General features: G+C 73.6%; 18 protein-coding genes. 2 read left to right on the top strand and 16 right to left on the bottom strand.

Annotation, left to right across the window (positions count from 1 at the left end; genetic code table 11):
* Positions 1-16 precede the first annotated feature (16 nt).
* From era to ACF1BN_RS05920, 6 genes are all read right to left on the bottom strand, one after another.
* Entirely contained in the window at positions 17-976 is a 960-nt protein-coding gene (era, locus tag ACF1BN_RS05945) for a GTPase Era (RefSeq protein WP_387270543.1), read from the bottom strand.
* A gap of 29 nt (positions 977-1,005) precedes the next feature.
* The gene (locus ACF1BN_RS05940) at positions 1,006-1,923 is read right to left on the bottom strand and encodes a DUF916 domain-containing protein (protein ID WP_392330495.1); all 918 of its coding nucleotides are present in this window, start codon (positions 1,921-1,923) and stop codon (positions 1,006-1,008) included.
* A 113-nt stretch (positions 1,924-2,036) separates the two neighbouring features.
* The gene (locus ACF1BN_RS05935; RefSeq protein ID WP_392330324.1) at positions 2,037-3,374 is read right to left on the bottom strand and encodes a beta-xylosidase; all 1,338 of its coding nucleotides are present in this window, start codon (positions 3,372-3,374) and stop codon (positions 2,037-2,039) included.
* 201 nt (positions 3,375-3,575) lie between these two features.
* Positions 3,576-4,058: a hypothetical protein gene (locus ACF1BN_RS05930; RefSeq protein ID WP_392330323.1), complete on the bottom strand. Its 483-nt coding sequence runs from the start codon at positions 4,056-4,058 to the stop codon at positions 3,576-3,578.
* A gap of 195 nt (positions 4,059-4,253) precedes the next feature.
* On the bottom strand, positions 4,254-4,616 hold the full coding sequence (locus ACF1BN_RS05925) for a cytidine deaminase (RefSeq protein WP_031005048.1): 363 nt from the start codon (positions 4,614-4,616) through the stop codon (positions 4,254-4,256).
* A 139-nt stretch (positions 4,617-4,755) separates the two neighbouring features.
* Positions 4,756-5,640: a helix-turn-helix transcriptional regulator gene (locus ACF1BN_RS05920; RefSeq protein WP_392330322.1), complete on the bottom strand. Its 885-nt coding sequence runs from the start codon at positions 5,638-5,640 to the stop codon at positions 4,756-4,758.
* Positions 5,641-5,730: 90 nt separating this feature from the next.
* Between ACF1BN_RS05920 and ACF1BN_RS05915 the strand changes: the two genes are divergently transcribed.
* Positions 5,731-7,128: an MFS transporter gene (locus ACF1BN_RS05915; protein WP_392330321.1), complete on the top strand. Its 1,398-nt coding sequence runs from the start codon at positions 5,731-5,733 to the stop codon at positions 7,126-7,128.
* A 1-nt stretch (position 7,129) separates the two neighbouring features.
* On the opposite strand, the gene ACF1BN_RS05910 is transcribed toward ACF1BN_RS05915, so the two are convergent.
* From ACF1BN_RS05910 to ACF1BN_RS05890, 5 genes are all read right to left on the bottom strand, one after another.
* Entirely contained in the window at positions 7,130-7,483 is a 354-nt protein-coding gene (locus ACF1BN_RS05910) for an MmcQ/YjbR family DNA-binding protein (protein ID WP_360307476.1), read from the bottom strand.
* A complete protein-coding gene (locus ACF1BN_RS05905) occupies positions 7,480-8,787 on the bottom strand; it encodes a hemolysin family protein (protein WP_392330320.1) in 1,308 nt (435 codons plus the stop codon). Before ACF1BN_RS05905 ends, ACF1BN_RS05910 begins: the two co-directional genes overlap by 4 nt.
* 13 nt (positions 8,788-8,800) lie before the next feature.
* Positions 8,801-9,298 carry an rRNA maturation RNase YbeY gene (gene ybeY / locus ACF1BN_RS05900; protein ID WP_392330319.1) on the bottom strand — a complete coding sequence of 166 codons (498 nt, stop codon included), beginning with the start codon at positions 9,296-9,298 and terminating at the stop codon, positions 8,801-8,803.
* Between the two features lie 11 nt (positions 9,299-9,309).
* Positions 9,310-10,347, bottom strand: coding sequence for a PhoH family protein (locus tag ACF1BN_RS05895; protein WP_392330318.1), 1,038 nt, complete (start codon positions 10,345-10,347; stop codon positions 9,310-9,312).
* Positions 10,348-10,451: 104 nt separating this feature from the next.
* Complete coding sequence (locus tag ACF1BN_RS05890) at positions 10,452-11,525, bottom strand: PfkB family carbohydrate kinase (RefSeq protein ID WP_392330494.1); 1,074 nt, start codon at positions 11,523-11,525, stop codon at positions 10,452-10,454.
* Between the two features lie 488 nt (positions 11,526-12,013).
* Between ACF1BN_RS05890 and ACF1BN_RS05885 the strand changes: the two genes are divergently transcribed.
* Positions 12,014-13,348 (top strand): MFS transporter, encoded by a 1,335-nt coding sequence (locus ACF1BN_RS05885; RefSeq protein WP_392330317.1) that lies wholly within the window; start codon positions 12,014-12,016, stop codon positions 13,346-13,348.
* 56 nt (positions 13,349-13,404) lie between these two features.
* Here ACF1BN_RS05885 and ACF1BN_RS05880 read toward each other — a convergent pair whose 3' ends face one another.
* From ACF1BN_RS05880 to ACF1BN_RS05860, 5 genes are read right to left on the bottom strand one after another with little or no spacing between them, the layout of a single operon-like run.
* Positions 13,405-14,400 (bottom strand): adenosine deaminase, encoded by a 996-nt coding sequence (locus ACF1BN_RS05880; RefSeq protein WP_392330316.1) that lies wholly within the window; start codon positions 14,398-14,400, stop codon positions 13,405-13,407.
* Positions 14,381-15,313, bottom strand: a complete 933-nt coding sequence (locus ACF1BN_RS05875) for a ribonuclease Z (protein ID WP_392330315.1) — start codon at positions 15,311-15,313, stop codon at positions 14,381-14,383. Before ACF1BN_RS05875 ends, ACF1BN_RS05880 begins: the two co-directional genes overlap by 20 nt.
* Positions 15,314-15,317: 4 nt before the next feature.
* A complete protein-coding gene (locus ACF1BN_RS05870; RefSeq protein ID WP_392330314.1) occupies positions 15,318-15,677 on the bottom strand; it encodes a histidine triad nucleotide-binding protein in 360 nt (119 codons plus the stop codon).
* Between the two features lie 59 nt (positions 15,678-15,736).
* Positions 15,737-16,900 (bottom strand): tetratricopeptide repeat protein, encoded by a 1,164-nt coding sequence (locus tag ACF1BN_RS05865; RefSeq protein WP_392330313.1) that lies wholly within the window; start codon positions 16,898-16,900, stop codon positions 15,737-15,739.
* Entirely contained in the window at positions 16,897-18,261 is a 1,365-nt protein-coding gene (locus ACF1BN_RS05860; protein ID WP_392330312.1) for an AAA family ATPase, read from the bottom strand. The genes ACF1BN_RS05865 and ACF1BN_RS05860 overlap by 4 nt, the downstream gene beginning before the upstream one ends.
* Positions 18,262-18,384 lie beyond the last annotated feature (123 nt).

Below are 18,384 nucleotides of genomic sequence, written 5' to 3'. Positions count from 1 at the left end.
CGCCGGTCCGGAAGGGCTAGAAGCCGAGGCGGCGGAGCTGCTTGGGGTCGCGCTGCCAGTCCTTGGCCACCTTGACGTGCAGGTCGAGGAAGACGGGCGTGCCGAGGAGGGCCTCGATGTGCTTGCGGGACTTCATCCCGACCTCCTTCAGGCGGCTGCCCTTGGGGCCGATGATGATGCCCTTCTGGCTGGGGCGCTCGATGTAGACGTTGGCGTGGATGTCGAGCAGCGGCCGGTCGGCGGGGCGGCCCTCGCGCGGGATCATCTCCTCGACGACGACCGCGATGGAGTGCGGCAGCTCGTCGCGTACGCCTTCGAGCGCGGCCTCGCGGATCAGCTCGGCGACCATGACCTGCTCCGGCTCGTCCGTGAGGTCGCCCTCCGGGTAGAGCGGCGGGGACTTCGGCAGGAGCGGGATGAGCAGGTCGGCGACGAGCTGGACCTGCTTGTCGCCGACGGCCGAGACCGGGACGATCTCGGCCCACTCGATGCCGAGCTCGCGGCCGAGCTGGTCGATGGCGATCAGCTGCTCGGCGAGGGTCTTGGAGTCGACCAGGTCGGTCTTGGTGACGATGGCGACCTTGGGGGTCTTCTTGATCTCGGCGAGCTCCTTGGCGATGAAGCGGTCGCCGGGGCCGAGCTTCTGGTCGGCGGGCAGGCAGAAGCCGATCACGTCGACCTCGGCCCAGGTGGTGCGGACGACGTCGTTGAGCCGCTCGCCGAGGAGGGTGCGCGGCTTGTGGAGGCCGGGGGTGTCCACCAGGATCAGCTGGGCGTCCGGGCGGTGCACGATGCCCCGCACGGTGTGCCGGGTCGTCTGGGGGCGGTTGGAGGTGATCGCCACCTTCTGTCCGACCAGAGCGTTGGTGAGGGTGGACTTGCCCGCGTTGGGGCGCCCGACGAAGCAGGCGAAGCCCGCCCGGTGGGGGGCGGTGTTCTCATCGGTCTCATCACGGCGCACGCTCATGGGGGCCATTGTCCCCGATGAGCGGCCCCGTCACGTACTCAGTGTCCCGGCCGGGCCCGGCGGCGCCGGATCCGCCACCCCGTGAGGCCGCCGGCGGCGCCCAGCGCGAGCACGGAGGCGACCAGCCAGGGCAGGGCGAGGAGGGAGACGCCGGCGCTCTCGCGGACGTCCTGGGCGGTGGCGACGAGGGTCACCTCGGCCCAGTCGAGCTGGGGCGAGCCGATCCACTTCTCGGTCAGCCGGATCCGCTGCCGGGGCAGCAGCTCGGACGGCACCTGGGCGAGGTCGCGGTCGAGCAGGGTCCGTCCGAAGAGCCCCTCGGCGGTGAGGACGACCTTGGGGTTGAGGGTGACGTTGCCGCGGTTGTGCAGGGTGTACGTGACGAGCGCGGTGCTCTCCCGGGTGCCGGGGACGACCGGCCGGTCCTGCTCCAGGGTGACGTCCTCGACGGCGAGCGCGGGCACGGCCGGGCCGTTGACCTTGAGGTAGACGCGGGCGGCGACGGCCCGCTGGATCCCCATGGCGACGGCGCCGCCGCCGGGGGTGATCCGCTCGTCGAGGGCGACGACGGCCCCGGGGTGGTCGCCGGGGTCGGCGTCGGCGGGGACGGTGAGAGTGAAGGGGACGGTGACGGCGGAGCGCGGCGGGACGGTGACCGTGGTGCGCTCGGGCCTGATCCAGGCGCCGGCGCCGGTCCGCGGCTCCTTGAGGGTGCGGACGGCGAAGCCGCCGTCGCGCTCGGTGTTGTAGGCGTCGGCGCCGTAGAGGCGGAAGGTCAGGGGCTCGGCCGTCTTGTTGGCCACGGTGACCTTGTCGCGGAGGGTGGCGCCGGGGTCGGCGGTGAGGAAGTAGTAGGGGCGTTCGCCGAGCCGGGCGGCGGCCGGGTAGACGGCCCACTCGCCGTTCTCGGCGGCCTGGGCGGCCGGGGCCCCGAGGAGCAGCAGGGCGGCGCTCATGAGGAGGACGTACAGCTTGCGTCGCACGGTGCGGAACCCCCGGGTGCGGTGGGAGGGAGGGGAGGCGGCGACGGGCCGGCCGGGTGTGCGCCCGGCCGGCCCGTCGGCCGCTGTCAGGACAGGGTCAGCGTGAGCACGCCCGCGTAGCTGCCGGGCGCGGTGAACGCCGGGACGTCCAGCGAGAGCTGGGCGTCGACGGTGAACTCGCCGCCGGTGAGCGTGCCGTTCGCCGTGGAGGCGAGGGTGGCGCCGGCGCCGACGGGTCCGGCGGTGCCGGCCGTGCAGGCGCTGGGGCTGCCCTCCTTGGCGACGCAGGCCGGGGTCCAGCTGAGCCGGTCGGCGCCGATGGCGCCGCCCGGGCCGGCGAAGTCGGTGACCTTGCCGGTCACGGACCAGCCCGCGGGGCCGCCGCGGAAGTCCTTGACCGTCACCGTCCGGAGGGCTCCGGTGGCCGCGCCGCCCTGGCCGAAGTCGACCGCGGAGAGCGCGACGGCGTCCCCGGCCTGGGTCATGGACAGTTCGCCCGCCGTGACCGCGGCGGTGATCTTCTGGCTGTTCGGCGGGGTCGGGGTGTCGTCGATCACCTGGTACGGGATCGGTCCCGCGCCCTTCTCCGCGTTCCAGGACGCGCCCTCGTAGGCGACGACGCCGGTGGTGGCGAGGTCGTTCACCTTGAGCCGGGCGACGAAGCCGCCCTGGCTGTCGGTGGTGACGGTCATCCGGTCGGCGGTCTCCGCGGCGCCGGCGCGGGCGACCACGGTCACCTCGGCGAGCGGGGTGAACCTGGCGCCGGTGACGGTGACCCGGGCACCGGGGGCGCCGGTGCCGGAGCCGAGTTCGAGGGTCCGCTCGTTGGGCACGGGCTGGTCGCCGGCCTGGACCCGCTGGGAGACGGGCGCGGGCGGGTTGAGCACCGTGCAGGGGGTGTCCAGCTCCATGATGTAGCTGGTGTGGATGTTGTAGTCGCCCGGCGAGAGGGTGATCTCGCCGGCCTTGGTGACCGTGAAGCTGCCGGTCATGGAGAAGCCGGGGAAGGCGCCCTTGCCGGGGACCGGCGGGTTCTTCTTGGGGCCGGTGACGTTCACCGCGCCGGTCTGCGCGCCGCCGAGGACGACCTTCCCGGTGGGGGTGAGGATGTCGGCCGGGAGCGCGAGGTCCACCGGGTTCGAGGCCGCCGGCTTGGTGATCGAGTAGGTCACGCCGACGGTGTCGCCGATCTTCGGGTTGGGCTTGTCGACCGAGATCACGGCCGTGGTGACGCCCTCGATGGGCGGGATCCCGGCGATGGGCGGCGGTACGCAGCGGGTGGGGAATTCCACCGACTGTCCGGCGCCGGTCGCCTGCGCCGGGGCGGCGAGCGCGCCGCCGGCCGCGAACGCGAGGGCGGTGGCGCCGAGGACGGCGGTCCAGCGCCGTCTTCGGGCCGCCGCCCGGGTTCGGGTGAATGCCATGTGAGGTCCCCCTCCTGAGGGTCGAGAGGGCGCCATTGACGGCCGGGGGCCGAGAGAAGTCAAGGGAGACGGGAGCCATCGACTGATGACCCATCAGATCATGGCAAGATCGGTCGATCTGCTGACTTCTCCGGCATGTCCGGGAGCACGGCGGAGACCGGTGCCGCCCTCGGCGGCACCGGTCGTGGAGGGTGCGGTGGATCAGCTGATGACGAACGGCCCCGGGGACTGCGACGTGACCGCGTCGCAGTTCACCGTGACACCGAAGATGACCAGCTTGAGGGCGACGCCCGCGAAGTAGGAGTTGAGACTGTCGCCGGCCACCACGTTGGTGGCGGTCAGCGGACCGAGCTTCGCGGTGCCGCCGGCCGGGATGGCGGGGTTCTTCTTGCCGGTGAAGGTCCGGTCCGGGCCCGTCGCGTTGTCCAGGATCAGCGAGGAGCTGATCGTGTCCGCGCCGACGGCGACCGGGGTGGTGACGGGGGCGGTGATGGAGACCTGGCCCGTGCTCCCGGAGTGGGTCATGGTGAGGGTGGCGGTGCCCCCGCCCCACATGCCGCAGTCGTACGTGGCCGTCGCCGTGCCCGGCGACACCGCGGCGGCGGCCGTGGGGGCGAAGGCGAGCGAGGCTGCGGCGAGGCCTGCGGCGAGCGCTCCGGCCGCGCCCAAGGTGCTTCTTCTCATGGTGAGTTCGTACCCCTTCCGATGAAGAACGCAGGGGTGCGGGCGCTGCGTGGAATGGCGCAGATCTGACGGTCCGTCGGGCCGTCCGCCGCCTATTGACGCGCAGACGGCATGGGAAGGCAAGAGAAGTCGCGGAGATCCTTCACAAACGCGCAAGGGTCCGGCCGCGGCCGGACCCCCGCCCCTCGGGTGCGGTCAGCCCGCCGTGACGGCCGAGCGCAGCTGCCCGTCGGGGCCCGCGAGCAGCACCGGCGTCTCCGGCCCGCCCAGGTCCCGTACGGCCGCCCGGTCCTCGTCGGACGCGGCCTCGGCGGCGGAGACCACGGCCGCCGCCTCCAGCGACTGCGCGCCGCTCGCCACGGCCATCGCCACGGCCGTCCGCAGGGCGCTCAGCTTCAGCGACTCCAGCTCCACCGTGCCCGCCACATAGGTGCGGCCGGTCTCGTCCCGTACCGCCGCGCCCTCGGGCACCCCGTTGCGGGCGCGGGCGCTGCGCGCCAGCGTGATGATCTTGAGGTCCTCGGCGCCGAGATCGCCGTGCTCACTGCTGAGTGTCATGGACCGAGCATAGGTCGGGGCGCCGGACCGGCCCGTCGGCGGGCCCACCGCGCGGCCGGGGACGGAGCGCCGGACCGCGACAGCGGGCCCACCCCGCGACCGGGTCGGCGCACACCAGGAGCCGCCCGGCAGCGGGCGTTCACCCCGCCAGCGGGTACAGCGTCCCCCGCCGGCCCTCCGGCGAGGCCAGCCACTCCAGCTTCTCCGCCGTGCCGGCCTCCGGCATCGGGGTGTGCAGCACGATCACCAGGTCCGGCCGGGCCGGCACCCGCAGCTGGGTGGCCTCCATGACGAGCAGGCCGGCCACCGGGTGGTCCATCTCCTTGCGGTTCTGGCCGCCCGGCCGGATGTCCCGGCGCTCCCACAGCTCCGCGAACTCGGCGCTCACCGCCTTCGCCTCCTCGACCACCGCCCGGAAGCCCTCGTCGTCCGGGCACTCCGAGCAGGCCGACCGGAACTGCGCCACGACCTTCGGCGCCAGCTCCTCCCAGCCCCGCATCCGCGCCCGGTACCGCTCGTCGGTGAAGAAGTCGATCAGGCAGTTCCGGCTGACGTCCGGCCGCATCCCGAGCACCGACGCCGCCGCGTCGTTGTACATCACCGTGTTCCAGTACACGTCCATGATGTGCGCCGGGAACGGCATCCAGGCGTCGATCAGCCGGTGCAGCCCGTGGCAGATCTCCCGGTCCTCCGGGGCCGGTTCGAGCGCCGGCGGGTTGAGCCCCGCCAGGACGTACAGGTGGCGCCGCTCGGCCGGGCTCAGCCTGAGCACCCGCGCCACCGCGTCGAGCACCTGCGGGGAGACCGTGATGTCCCGGCCCTGCTCCAGCCACTGGTACCAGCTGACCCCGACCCCGGCCAGGACGGCGACCTCCTCCCGGCGCAGCCCCGGCGTACGCCGCCGGCCGCCGTCCGGCAGCCCCGCCTCGGCCGGACCGACCCGGGCCCGGCGGCTCATCAGGAACTCGCGCAGCTCCGCCAGCCGGTGCGCCTTGCCGCCGGCGCTCTCCACTGCTGTGCCCACGTGTGCTTCCTCCCCCGGACGCTGGTGGTGCGGCCAACAGGATAAGTTCCCGCTCCCCAGCGTTGTTCCCGGCCGAGGAGAGTCGCGGCCATGGCAACCGTGTCCTCTCCCCCGTCCGTGTCCCCACCGCCCTCCCCCGCCCTCGACGGACGGGCCCGGCTCGTCCTCTTCGTGCTCTGCGCCGCGCAGTTCATCGTGGCGCTCGACTTCTCCGTCCTCAACGTCGCCCTGCCCGTCCTCGGCGCCGACCTCGGCCTCGACCGCTCCGCCCTCCAGTGGGCGGTCACCGCCTTCGCGCTCCCCTCCGGCGGCTTCCTGCTGCTCTTCGGCCGGATCGGCGACCTGTACGGCCGCAAGCGGCTCTTCCTCGGCGGCCTCGGCCTCTTCACCGCCGCCTCCGTCCTCGCCACGGTCGCCTGGGACCCCGCCTCCTTCCTCACCGGCCGCGCCCTCCAGGGCCTCGCCGCCGCCGCGATCGTGCCCACCGGCATGTCGCTGCTGACCACCTCCTTCCCCGAGGGCCCGGCGCGCGACCGGGCGCTCGGCGTCTCCGGCACCCTCATGTCGCTGGGCTTCACCATCGGCATGGTCCTCGGCGGCGTCATGACCGAGACCCTCGGCTGGCGCTCCACCATGGGACTGCTCGCCGTCTTCACCCTGCTGGTGCTGCCGCTCGCCCCCGGCCTGCTCACCGAGTTCCGCACGCCGGACCGGCCGCGTCTGGACGTGCCCGGCGCCGTCACCGTCACCGGCGGCCTGCTCGCCCTGATCTACGCCCTGACGACGGCCGCCGAGCGCGGCTTCGGCGGCGCCGACGTCCTGATCACCCTGGCCGGGGCGCTGGTCCTGCTGACCGCGTTCGTGATCGTCGAGTCCCGGCACCCCGCGCCGCTGGTCTCACTGCCGATGCTGCGCCGCCGCACCGTCGCCTTCGGCAACATCGGCGGGCTCGTCACCTTCTCGATGATGTCGACGATCATCTTCGTCCTGACCCTGTACCTCCAGGAGACGCTGGGCCTGTCGGCCTTCGCCACCGGCATCGTCTTCGGGATCCAGGGCGTCTTCTCGGTCCTCGCCGGGACGCTCACGCCGAAGGTGATCGGGCGGCTCGGCGCCCGCCGCACCCTCGTCGCCGGACTCGCCGGGCAGGCGGTGCTCACCGCCGCGCTGCTCGCCGTGGGCGAGCGCTCGGGCGTGGTCGTGGCGACCGTCGCGGTCACCCTCGCCTCGATGTTCCACCTCGGCGCGATCATCTCGTACGGCCTGACGGTCACCTCGGGCGTCCGGGACGAGGAGCAGGGCCTCGCGACCGGTCTGGTGACCACCACGCAGCAGGCCGGACTCACCGTCGGCATCCCGATGCTGGGCGTGCTGGCCACCACCGGGCCCAGCCTCTACGAGGGGGTGCGCACGGTGATCGCCCTGGACGCGGCGATCGTGCTGGGGGCGGCGGTGCTGGTCGCCGCGGGTCTGCGCCGCGCCCGGTGAGCTACGGCCGGTCCAGGCGGAGCCGTACCGCCTTCGGCAGACCCGCGACGACCAGGTCGTACGAGTCCTCGACGAGCTCCCGGACCATCCGGTCCGGGAGCCCGGCCACCTCGACCGTGTTCCAGTGGCGCTTGTTCATGTGGTAGCCGGGGGTGATCGCCGGGTGCTCCTCGCGGAGCCGTACGGCGTCCTCCGGATCGCACTTCAGATTGACCCGCAGCGGCTCGCCGTCCAGCCAGGAGAGCGCGAACAGCTTCCCCGCCACCTTGAAGACCGAGGTGTCGGGTCCGAAGGGGAACTCCTCGGTGGCGTCGTTGAACTCCAGGCAGAAGGCGCGCAGCTGCTCCGGGGTCATGCCGGGTCCTCTCCCTCCGCGCCGACCGGGGCGACCGGCTCGACGAGCACGGTGACGATCTTGTTCCGGCGGCCGGCCGGGGCCTCGGCGGTCAGCCGCAGCTCCCGTCCGTCGGGCAGGGTGACGGGGGCCGAGGCGCCGGAGATCGGGACCCGGCCGAGGGCCTTCGCCAGCAGACCGCCGACCGTCTCCACGTCCTCGTCGTCGAACTCGTCCGGGCCGAAGCCGTACAGCTCGCCCAGGTCTCCGATGTCGAGGCGGGCGGTGACCCGGTGGCGGTCGTCGCCGAGGTCCTGGACGGGCGGCAGCTCCCGGTCGTACTCGTCGGTGATCTCACCGACGATCTCCTCCAGGATGTCCTCGATCGTGACGATGCCCGCCGTGCCGCCGTACTCGTCGATGACGACGGCGACGTGGTTGCGCTCCTGCTGCATCTCGCGCAGCAGGTCGCCGGCGTTCTTGGTGTCGGGGACGAAGGCCGCCGCCCGCATCGCGGTGGAGACCAGATCGGCCTCGGCGTCGCGGTTGATGTGGGTCTTGCGGACCAGGTCCTTCAGGTACACGATCCCGACGATGTCGTCCTCGTTCTCCCCCGTCACCGGGATCCGGGAGAAGCCGGAGCGCAGCGCGAGGGTGAGGGCCTGCCGGACGGTCTTGTACCGCTCGATGCAGATCAGGTCGGTACGGGGCACCATCACCTCGCGGACCAGGGTGTCGCCCAGCTCGAAGACCGAGTGCACCATGCGGCGCTCGTCGTCCTCGATCAGCGACTCCTGCTCCGCCAGGTCCACCAGGGCCCGCAGCTCGGCCTCCGAGGCGAAGGGGCCCTTGCGGAAGCCCTTGCCGGGGGTGAGCGCGTTGCCGATGAGGATCAGCAGCTGCGGGATCGGGCCCATGATCCGGGCCAGCGGGACGAGGACGTACGCGGCGGCGGTCGCCGTGCTCAGCGGGTGCTGGCGGCCGATGGTGCGCGGCGAGACGCCGACGGCCACGTAGCTGACCAGGACCATCACGCCGATCGCGACGAGCAGCGCCTCCCAGGTCTCGGGGAAGTACTCCAGGCAGGCGTAGGTGACGAGGACGCCGGCCGCCATCTCGCAGGCGACGCGGACGAGCAGCGCCACGTTGAGGTAGCGGGTGGGGTCGGCGGCGACCTGGGCGAGCTTCTCGGCCCCGCGCCGCCCGGAGCGGACGGCCTCGGCGGCGCGGAAGCTGGAGACGCGGGCGAGTCCGGCCTCGGCGCAGGCGGCGAGCCAGGCGACGACGACCAGGGCGACGGCGCCGAGGATCAGCTGGATGCTCATCGGGCGCGCGGGCTCAGTTGACGGTGGGGGCCGGGGACGGGCCGGTGAGGCCCCTCTCGGCGCGCCAGCCGTCGACGATGGCCGCCTGGAGGCCGAACATCTCGGCCTTCTCCTCCGGCTCCTCGTGGTCGTAGCCGAGGAGGTGGAGGACGCCGTGGACGGTGAGGAGCTGGAGCTCCTCGTCCATGGAGTGCCCGGTCTCGGCGTCCTCGCCCTGCTTCTTGGCGACCTCGGGGCAGAGCACGATGTCGCCGAGGAGCCCCTGCGGGGGCTCCTCGTCGTCCTTGGCCGGCGGGCGCAGCTCGTCCATCGGGAAGGACATGACGTCCGTCGGTCCGGGGAGGTCCATCCACTGGATGTGGAGCTGCTCCATCGCCTCCGCGTCCACCACGATCACCGAGAGCTCGGAGAGCGGGTGGATGCGCATGCGGCCGAGGGCGTAGCGGGCGATGTCCAGGATCGCCTGCTCGTCGACCCCGGTTCCGGACTCGTTGTTGACGTCGATCGACATGTGCGGTGCTTCTACTTCCCGTTGCGGCCGGTGCGCTGCTCGTTGGCGCTGTCGTACTTCTCGTACGCGTCGACGATACGGCCGACGAGCTTGTGCCGGACGACATCCTGGGACGTGAGCGTCGAGAAGTGGACGTCGGGGACCCCGTCGAGGATGTCCCGGACCTGCCGCAGACCGCTCTTCGTCCCGTTCGGCAGGTCGACCTGGGTCACGTCACCGGTGATGACGATCTTCGAGTCGAAGCCGAGGCGGGTGAGGAACATCTTCATCTGCTCGGGGTTCGTGTTCTGCGCCTCGTCGAGGATGATGAACGCGTCGTTGAGCGTCCTTCCGCGCATGTACGCCAGCGGCGCGACCTCGATCGTCCCGCTCGCCATGAGCTTGGGGATGGAGTCGGGGTCGAGCATGTCGTGCAGGGCGTCGTAGAGCGGGCGCAGGTACGGGTCGATCTTCTCGTAGAGGGTGCCGGGGAGGAAGCCCAGGCGCTCGCCGGCCTCGACCGCCGGGCGGGTCAGGATGATCCGGGTGACCTGCTTGGACTGCAGGGCCTGGACCGCCTTGGCCATCGCCAGGTAGGTCTTGCCGGTGCCGGCGGGGCCGATGCCGAAGACGATGGTGTGCTTGTCGATGGCGTCGACGTACCGCTTCTGGTTGAGCGTCTTGGGGCGGATGGTGCGGCCGCGGCTGGAGAGGATGTTCTGGGTGAGCACCTCGGCCGGGGTCTCTTCGGCGCCCGCGCCGTCCTCGCTCGCCTTGAGCATGGCGATGGAGCGTTCCACTGCGTCCTCCGTCATCGGCTGTCCGGTGCGGAGCACCAGCATCATCTCGTCGAACAGGCGCTGGATGAGGGCGACTTCCGCGGGGTCGCCGACCGCGCTGACCTGATTGCCCCGGACGTGGATGTCCGCCCGGGGGAAAGCCTGCTCGATCACGCGGAGCAGGGAGTCGCCGGAACCGAGGAGGGTCACCATCGGGTGCTTGGCGGGCACCACGAAGTGTGCGCGGGCCTCGCCCGGCGTTCCGTTGGGTGCTGTGGGTGTCTGCGTCATGGGCCGGCCCTCTGGCCTGCGCATACCTCCTGCTGCGGGGTTCTCGCTGCTCGACAACCTCTCGTCCCCAGCCTACGACCTGGTACCGGTGTGCCCGAAGCGGTTTACGGGACGGAAGATCGGAAGCCGATGGTGGGCACCGCGCGGCGGGGCGGCCAGGGACGGGCGGGCGCCGGGAGGAGGTCCTCCAGGAAGGCGTAGCGGGCCCGCAGGGCCTCGGGGTCCTGGCGGTCGTCGTGCTGGACGTGCTGCCACCAGGCGGCGATCTCGGCCCAGGTGGGGGCGGAGAGGGAGCCGCCGAACTCCTGGACGGAGAGGGCGGCGGTGAGGCCCGCGAAGGCGAGCCGGTCGGCGAGCGGCCAGTCGGCGAGGGTGCCGGTGACGAAGCCGGCGACGAAGACGTCGCCGGCGCCGGTGGGGTCCAGTGCCTCGACGCGGATGGCGGGGACCTCGGCGGTCTCGCCGGTGGCGCCGTCCACGGCGTAGGCGCCCTCGGCGCCGAGGGTGACCACGGCGTAGCGGACCCTGTCGGCGAGCGCGCGGGCGGCGGCGCGGGGGCACTCGGTGCGGGTGTAGCGCATCGCCTCGGCGGCGTTGGGCAGGAAGGCCTCGCAGTGGTCGAGGTCGGGCAGGGCCGCCAGGTCCCAGCGGCCGGTGTCGTCCCAGCCGACGTCGGCGAAGACCCGGGCGCCGTCGCGGGCGGCGCGGGCGACCCACTCCTCGGTGCGGCCGGGGGCGAGGGAGGCGACGGCGGCGCGGGCGAGCGGCGGGTGGACCGCGGTCCCGTCGGGGTGGGGGGCCTCGTGGCCGTGGGAGACCATCGTGCGCTCGCCCTCGTAGGCCATGGAGACGGTGACCGGGGAGTGCCAGCCCTCGACGGTGCGGGAGAGCGCGAGGTCGATGCCCTCGCCCTGTTCGAGGGCGTCCCAGCAGTACTCGCCGTAGTGGTCGTCGCCGAAGGCGGCGGCGAGGGAGGTGCGCAGGCCGAGCCGGGCGAGGGCGGTGGCCATGTTGGCGACGCCTCCGGGGCTGGAGCCCATGCCGCGGGCCCAGGACTCGGTGCCGCGGACGGGGGCGCTGTCGAGGCCGGTGAAGACGATGTCGAGGAAGACGGTGCCGGTGAGGAAGACGTCGCAGGCCGGGTCGGCGGGTTCGCGGACGGTCTCCAGCGGGTCGATGCCGGCGTCGGGGCGGGAATCGGGCCGGGCGTCGGGGCGGGCGTCGGGCCGGGCCGTGTCCGGGGACGGCGTCGCGCGCCGGTCCTCGTACGCGTCCGCGGACCGCTCTGCGCGGTGGCCGTCCGCGGACCGCTCTGCGCGGTGGCCGTCCGCTGACCGCTCTGCGCGGTAGCCGTCCGCTGACCGCTCTTCGCGCTGGTCTCCGCTGGCTGTGCTCACGGCGAACTCCCCGGTCGTGGTGCGGCGGGATCGGCACCGGGTGCCGATCCGGACAGTGTGCCCGATGGGGTCGGGGGGACGGCGGTGACGCGACGGACCGGCGCTGGTTACCCCGCCTCACCCACTCCAAACCGATTGTGTCCTGAATCACAGGATGAATCGGGGGAGAGTACCTTCTCCGCCCATTCGGTTGCTTGATACACATGGTGCCGCGACCCCGTGGATCACCGGGCGCCGTCTCATTCCCCCGTTCATTTCCTGGAACGCCCATGCCGTCGCGCCCGCGCGCCCGTGGGGCGCTCGTCGCCCTCGTCGCCCTCTTCACGGCCGGATACCTCGCCCCGTACCTGCTGCCGACCGTCGTCGGCCGGCTCGCCGCCGGACTCGGGCTCGGCCCGTCCCAGGCCGGACTGGTCGGCTCGGTGCTGCTGCTCGGCTCCGCCTCCGCCGGATTCACGCTCGCCGCCCGCGTGGAGCGGATCGGCCCGCGCCGCGCGGCCCGGCTCGGGCTGCTCGCGATGGCCCTGGGGTACGGCTCCGCCGCCTCGACCGGCACCCTGCCGCTGGTGGTGGCCGGAGTGGTGCTCGGCGGCTTCGGCTCGGGCACGGCGACGGCGGTGGCCGCCTCCGGCATCGCCGGGCAGCCGGACCCTCAGCGGGCGTCGACACTGGGCCTGCTGTCGGTCTCGGCCACGGCCGGCGCCCTGTACCTGACGCTGCCCCGGCTCGGCGGCGGCCACTCCCTGCCGCTCCTGGCACTCGCCGGGGCCGCGGTCCTGGTGTGGCCGGTGACGGGCCGGCTGCCGGGCGCCACGCGCGCGTGGCGGGGTGCCTCCGCCGCCGAGCCCTCCGGACCGCTGCCGTACCGCCGGGCGGGGGCCGTCCTCGCCGGCTGCATCCTGTGCTGGTCCCTCGCCCAGAACGCCCTCTGGGGCGTGAGCGGCCGGATCGGCACCGGGCAGGCCGGGCTCTCCGAGGTGACCGTCGGCGCGGTCTTCGCCCTGGCGCTCGGCGCGGGCCTCGCGGGGGTCACCGCCGCCGGGGCGCTCGGCTCGCGGCTCGGCCGGGCGGTGCCGATCGGCGCGGGCACGGTCCTGATCGCGGCCTGCGTGCTGCTCAGTTCGGCCGCGGGCGGCCTGGCGTCCTTCGCGACCGGCGAGATCCTCTGGAACACCGTCTACCCGGTGGTCCTCTCGTACCTCCTGGGCCTCGCCGCCTCCCTCGACCCGCGCGGCCGCTGGGCCGTCCTGGTCGGCTCGGCGTCCTCCCTGGGCACGGCCTGCGGCCCGCTGGCCGGCAGCGTCCTCTCGGAGACCGCCGGCTACCCGGGCATGGGCGCGGTCCTCGCCGCGCTCCTGCTGCTGGTGGCCGCCCCGATGACGGCGGTGGCGCGGCACTCCTCCGGCCGTCCCCTGGTCCCCGGCTCGATCCGCCGCCGGGGCGGCGCGCCCGCGGCCTTCATGGCGGGCGCGGCCCCCGCGACGACGGCGCTCGTCCCCCAGGTCGGCGCCCCCGAGCAGGAGATCGCCCCGATCCCGGCGCCCGCCCTCCGGCGCCCGACCCGGTCCGCCTTCCGCCTGGCCCGCCCGTCGGACCGGGGCTGAGCGGGTCGCGGACGACCGGCCCGGGGCTGGCGGGGCAGGGCTGTGCGCTGTGCGGGTCAGGCGGGGAAGTCGTACGCCTCGACCTCGGCCAGGTACCGCTCCCGACGCGGCTCGTCGTCCTCCAGGAAGGAGGCCTCGAAGGACTGGCGGGCCAGCGTGCGCAGCTGCTCGGGGTCGAGCGACAGCGCCTCGCGCACCGCGTCGTAGTTGTCGCCGGCGTAGCCCCCGAAGTACGCGGGGTCGTCGGAGTTCACGGTGACCAGGAGCCCCGCGTCCAGCATGGCCCGCAGCGGATGGTCGGCGAGGGTGTCGATGACCCGGAGCCGCACGTTCGACAGCGGGCAGAGCGTGAGCGGGATCCGCTCGCGGACGAGGCGTGCGACCAGCTCCGGGTCCTCCATGGAGCGCAGTCCGTGGTCGATCCGCTCCACGCCGAGGACGTCCAGCGCCTCGCGGACGTACGCCGCCGGCCCTTCCTCGCCCGCGTGCGCGACGCGCCGCAGACCGAGCCTCGCGGCCTCCTCGTACACCGCGCGGAACTTGGCCGGCGGGTGGCCGACCTCGGCGGAGTCGAGGCCGACTCCGGTGATCCGGTCCAGGTACGGCTTGGCCGACTCCAGCGTGGCGAGCGCCGACTCGGCGGACTCGTCGCGCAGGAAGCACATGATGAGCCGGGTGGAGATCCCGTACCGCTCCTCGGAGCGGTCGAGGGAGGCGCCCAGCCCCTCGATGACGGTGGCGAAGGGGACGCCGCGCGCCGTGTGCGCCTGCGGGTCGAAGAAGATCTCGGCGTGCCGGACGCCCTGCGCGGCGGCCCGCTCCAGGTAGGCGTCGGCGAGCGCGGTGAAGTCCTCGGGGGTGCGCAGGACCGCCATCAGGGCGTAGTAGAGGTCCAGGAAGGACTGGAGGTCGCCGAAGCGGTAGGCGGCGCGCAGCTCCTCGGTGTCGGCGAAGGGCAGGACGACGCCGTTGCGGGCGGCGAGCGCGAAGGCCAGCTCGGGTTCGAGGGTGCCCTCGATGTGGAGGTGCAGCTCAGCCTTGGGAAGGGGCATGGGTGGTGCTCTGTCTCTTCGGTACGGGGACCCTCATCAGGTCCTGGGCAATGCTCAGCTCGCCCGCGAATCCGGCGGCGCGGGCCTGCCGTTCGAACTCCGACGGGTCGGAGTAGCGCTGCGAGAAGTGGGTGAGGACGAGGTGCCGGACGCCCGCGTCGCGGGCGACGGCGGCGGCCTGTCCGGCGGTCAGGTGGCCGTGGTCCTCGGCGAGCCGGACGTCCTCGTCGAGGAAGGTCGACTCGATGACCAGCATGTCGGTGCCCTCCGCGAGGGCGTGCACGCCGTCGCAGAGACGGGTGTCCATGACGAAGGCGAAGCTCTGGCCGCGCCGGACCTCGCTCACCTCCTCCAGACCGACCCCGCCGAGGCTGCCCTCGCGCTGGATGCGGCCGACGTCCGGTCCCGTGATGCCGTGGGCGGCGAGCCGCTCGGGGAGCAGCCGGCGTCCGTCGGGCTCGACGAGCCGGTAGCCGAAGGACTCGACGGGGTGGGACAGCCGGCGGGCCTCCAGGGTGAAGGCGTCGGTGACGGCGAGGACGCCGTCGTCCGCGACCGGCGCCTCGGTCAGCTCGACGGACTCGCGGTAGGCGGTGGCGTACCGGAGCCGTTCGAAGAAGTGCCGTCCGCTCGCGGGGAAGTGCGCGGTGACCTGATGCGGGACCTGGTCGAGGTTGATCCGCTGGATCACCCCGGCCAGGCCCAGCGAGTGGTCGCCGTGGAAGTGCGTGACGCAGATCCGGTTCAGGTCGTGCGCGGCGACCCCGGCCCGCAGCATCTGGCGCTGGGTGCCCTCGCCGGGGTCGAAGAGGAGGCCGTGGCCGTCCCAGCGCAGCAGGTACCCGTTGTGGTTGCGGTGCCGGGTCGGGACCTGGCTTGCGGTGCCGAGGACGACCAGTTCGCGGACGGACACGTGCTTATCCGGGGGGCCAGTTGAGACCGCGGCCGCCCAGCACGTGCGCGTGCGCGTGGAAGACGGTCTGGCCGGCGCCGGCGCCGGTGTTGAGGATGATCCGGTACCCGCTGCCGTCCACCTTCTCCTGCTCGGCGACCTCGCCCGCCTCGCGCAGCACGTCGGCGGCGACGCCCGGCTCGGCGGCGGCGAGCGAGGCGGCGTCCGGGTAGTGGAGACGCGGGATGACGAGCACGTGGGTGGGCGCCTGCGGGTTGATGTCGCGGAAGGCCAGCGTGGTCTCGGTCTCGCGGACGAGCGTCGCCGGCACCTCCCCCGCCACGATCTTGCAGAACAGGCAGTCGCTCTGCGGCTCTCCGGCCATGCTGCGGGCCTCCTCGCCCTCGGTGGTCAGTACTTGCGCATGCTATCCGGCGGCCCCGGTCAGTCCTTGGGCATCCGCCGGTTGAGAGCCGAGCGACTCACCCAGTACGTGATGACGACGGCCCAGAAGAGCGTGATCCCGAGGAACCCGGTGTCGTAGGTCCACAGCGCCAGGGTGACGGCCGAGTACAGGCCGAGGAGCCCGACGGCGGCGGCCATCGCGAGCACCGGCCGGCAGGTGCGGGCGACGAGCAGCAGCGGGCGGCGCAGCCGCCGCGGGACCCGGCGGGCCATCCACACGGCCCAGCCGCCCCAGGCGCCGACGAGCACGCCGGCCCCGATGACGAAGGGCACGACCGCGTCCGCGCCGGTCGCGCCGGTGCGGACCGGGGCGGCGCCGAGCGTGACGGCGAGGAAGCCGAGCAGGGCGACCCAGCGGGCGCCCGCGGCGGTGCCCCAGGCCATCGCCTCCAGGTTGTAGCGGGCCTTGCGGTCGTCGAGGTCGAGCGCGGCGGAGGCGACGAAGCCCTCGGCGGCCTGCGTCCAGGCCCCGCGCCGGAACCAGCGGCGGCGCAGTCTCAGCAGGGAGAGGTTGTTGTGGGCCTCGCTGCTCTGCGGGTTGAGCCGCAGAGTCGTCTCGTAGGCCTGCCGGGCGGTGGCGTGGTCGCCGCGCCGCTGGGCGGTGAGGCCGACGAGGAAGTGGGCGGCGTCCTCCTCCGGGCCGAGGGCGACGGCCGTTCTGGCGGCCTCGTAGGCGGCGGCGCGGCGGGCCCGGTCGCGGCCGCCGCCGGCCTCGGCCGACTCGGCGAGGGCGGTGCCGAGCGCGTAGTGGCTGCCCCAGAAGTCCGGGGCGAGTTCGACCGTGCGCCGGGCGGCGGCCTCGGCCTCGGCGTACCGCTTGAGGGCGAGCAGGACCTGGGTGCGCATCAGGTGCGCCATGACCAGTTCGGGCTCGGCGCGCAGGGCCTGCTCGACGGCGACGAGGGCGGTGGGATGGTCGCCCGCCCGGTGCCGGCACCGGGCGAGCAGGGTGAGGGCGTCGGCGTCCTCAGGGTCGTCGGCGAGGTGCCGGGCGGCCAGCGTCCCGGCCTGTTCGTACCGGCCGGCCTCGTACAGCGCCTCGGCCCGGGCGAGCGCGGAGGGCGCTGCCGGGGTGGAGGGCGTGGCGGGGGTGGAGGGCCCGCCCGGGGTGCCGGGGGTGCCGGGGATGCCTGGGGTGGTCACAGCTTGCGCTTCCGCTTCAGGTAGGCGAGCAGGTCGTCGTAGAGACCGCCCTCGTTGGCGAACATGGCGACGTTCCTGGCGGAGGCGAACCAGGGTTCGGTGGAGGGCCGGAGCTGCTTGGCGGCGGCGAGCAGGTCCTTGGTGGTGATGAGCCGGACGGAGCCGCTGCGGGCGGAGTCGAGGAGGGTGGCCTCGGCCGCGGTCTCGCACAGGTGGGCTAGGTCGGCGCCGGAGAAGTCCTCGGTGACCTTGACGAGCTTGCCGAGGTCGACGGCCTCGATCGGCCGGTCGCGCAGGTGGTAGCGGAGGATCGCCTCGCGGGCGGGGGCGTCCGGCGGGAGGACGAGCAGGGTGCGGTCGAGGCGGCCGGGACGGCGCAGCGCGAGGTCGACGTCCCAGGGCACGTTGGTGGCGGCGAGGACGAAGACGCCCTCGTTGCCCGCACCGGAGGCGATGCCGTCGAGCTCGGTGAGGAGCTGGTTGACGACGTTGCGGAGGCCGTTGCTGTGGGTGCGGGAGCGCTTGCCGCCGAGGGCGTCCAGCTCGTCGAGGAAGACGACGCAGGGGGCCTGCCGGCGGGCGGTCTCGAAGATGTCGTGGATGTTCTTCTCGGAGGCCCCGATCCACATGTCGAGGACGTCGGAGAGCGAGACGGTGAGGAAGTTCGCGCCGAGTTCGCCGGCGACGGCCCGGGCGATGAAGGTCTTGCCGCAGCCGGGAGGACCGTAGAGGAGGAGTCCGCCGCGGAGCGACTTGCCGTAGAGGCGGCGGAGTTCGGGATTGCGCATGGGGGCGAGGAAGGCGGCTTCGAGCCGGTCCTTGACGTCCGTCATGCCGCCGACGTCGGCGAGGCGCACGGCCCCGGGCGCGTCCACGTCCCAGGCGGCGGCGTCCCCGGCGAGCCCGTCCCCGCCCTCGGCCTGCGGCTCCTCAAGGAACCGCGGCCCGACCACGTCCGACACCTGCTCCTCGGCGGCGGCCCAGTCGAAGAACGGCTTCGGCTCGCCCGACGCCTGCGGGGCCTGAGGGGCCTGAGGGGCCTGAGGGGCCTGAGGGGCCTGCGGAGTCTGCGGGGTCTGCTGTACGGGGGCGGGCGCGGGGGCCTGCGGAGCCTCGGGCCGTACGACCGGGGGCTCCGGCGCGGGCGCGGGCGACGCCATCCCCATGGCGCGGACCATCAGCGCCCGGGCGTCGGCGTCCCCCGGCGCGTGCTGGAGGGCGACGGCCGCCTCCGTGACGGCATCGTCGTTCCGCCCCTCCGCGAGGAGGAGTTCGGCGAAGTGGAGGCGCAGGGGCACGTCGCCGGGCGCGGCGGCGATCGCGGCGCGCAGACTGCGGAGGAGGGGGGACTCGTCGGCCATACGGATCAGCCTAGAAAAGACCTCGGACACATGGACACCGGGTCCCCCACTCTGTGGACAACCGCCTCCGCCGCCCACCCTGTGGACAACCGTTCCCCTCGGGACCCGGGCCCCATGGGGCCC

Origin of the sequence: Streptomyces sp. NPDC014861, assembly GCF_043081625.1 — a bacterium.
In the GTDB taxonomy this organism is placed as follows: domain Bacteria; phylum Actinomycetota; class Actinomycetes; order Streptomycetales; family Streptomycetaceae; genus Streptomyces.
The sequence above is the reverse complement of the archived record's forward strand: the minus strand, read 5'-3'. Positions and strand labels throughout refer to the sequence as shown.

Coding starts and splice junctions, on each gene's coding strand:
- era (WP_387270543.1), bottom strand. CDS start 976: ATGGCCCCCATGAGCGTGCGCCGTGATGAGACCGATGAGAACACCGCC.
- ACF1BN_RS05940 (WP_392330495.1), bottom strand. CDS start 1,923: ATGAGCGCCGCCCTGCTGCTCCTCGGGGCCCCGGCCGCCCAGGCCGCC.
- ACF1BN_RS05935 (WP_392330324.1), bottom strand. CDS start 3,374: ATGGCATTCACCCGAACCCGGGCGGCGGCCCGAAGACGGCGCTGGACC.
- ACF1BN_RS05930 (WP_392330323.1), bottom strand. CDS start 4,058: ATGAGAAGAAGCACCTTGGGCGCGGCCGGAGCGCTCGCCGCAGGCCTC.
- ACF1BN_RS05925 (WP_031005048.1), bottom strand. CDS start 4,616: ATGACACTCAGCAGTGAGCACGGCGATCTCGGCGCCGAGGACCTCAAG.
- ACF1BN_RS05915 (WP_392330321.1), top strand. CDS start 5,731: ATGGCAACCGTGTCCTCTCCCCCGTCCGTGTCCCCACCGCCCTCCCCC.
- ACF1BN_RS05910 (WP_360307476.1), bottom strand. CDS start 7,483: ATGACCCCGGAGCAGCTGCGCGCCTTCTGCCTGGAGTTCAACGACGCC.
- ACF1BN_RS05905 (WP_392330320.1), bottom strand. CDS start 8,787: ATGAGCATCCAGCTGATCCTCGGCGCCGTCGCCCTGGTCGTCGTCGCC.
- ybeY (WP_392330319.1), bottom strand. CDS start 9,298: ATGTCGATCGACGTCAACAACGAGTCCGGAACCGGGGTCGACGAGCAG.
- ACF1BN_RS05895 (WP_392330318.1), bottom strand. CDS start 10,347: ATGACGCAGACACCCACAGCACCCAACGGAACGCCGGGCGAGGCCCGC.
- ACF1BN_RS05885 (WP_392330317.1), top strand. CDS start 12,014: ATGCCGTCGCGCCCGCGCGCCCGTGGGGCGCTCGTCGCCCTCGTCGCC.
- ACF1BN_RS05880 (WP_392330316.1), bottom strand. CDS start 14,400: ATGCCCCTTCCCAAGGCTGAGCTGCACCTCCACATCGAGGGCACCCTC.
- ACF1BN_RS05870 (WP_392330314.1), bottom strand. CDS start 15,677: ATGGCCGGAGAGCCGCAGAGCGACTGCCTGTTCTGCAAGATCGTGGCG.
- ACF1BN_RS05860 (WP_392330312.1), bottom strand. CDS start 18,261: ATGGCCGACGAGTCCCCCCTCCTCCGCAGTCTGCGCGCCGCGATCGCC.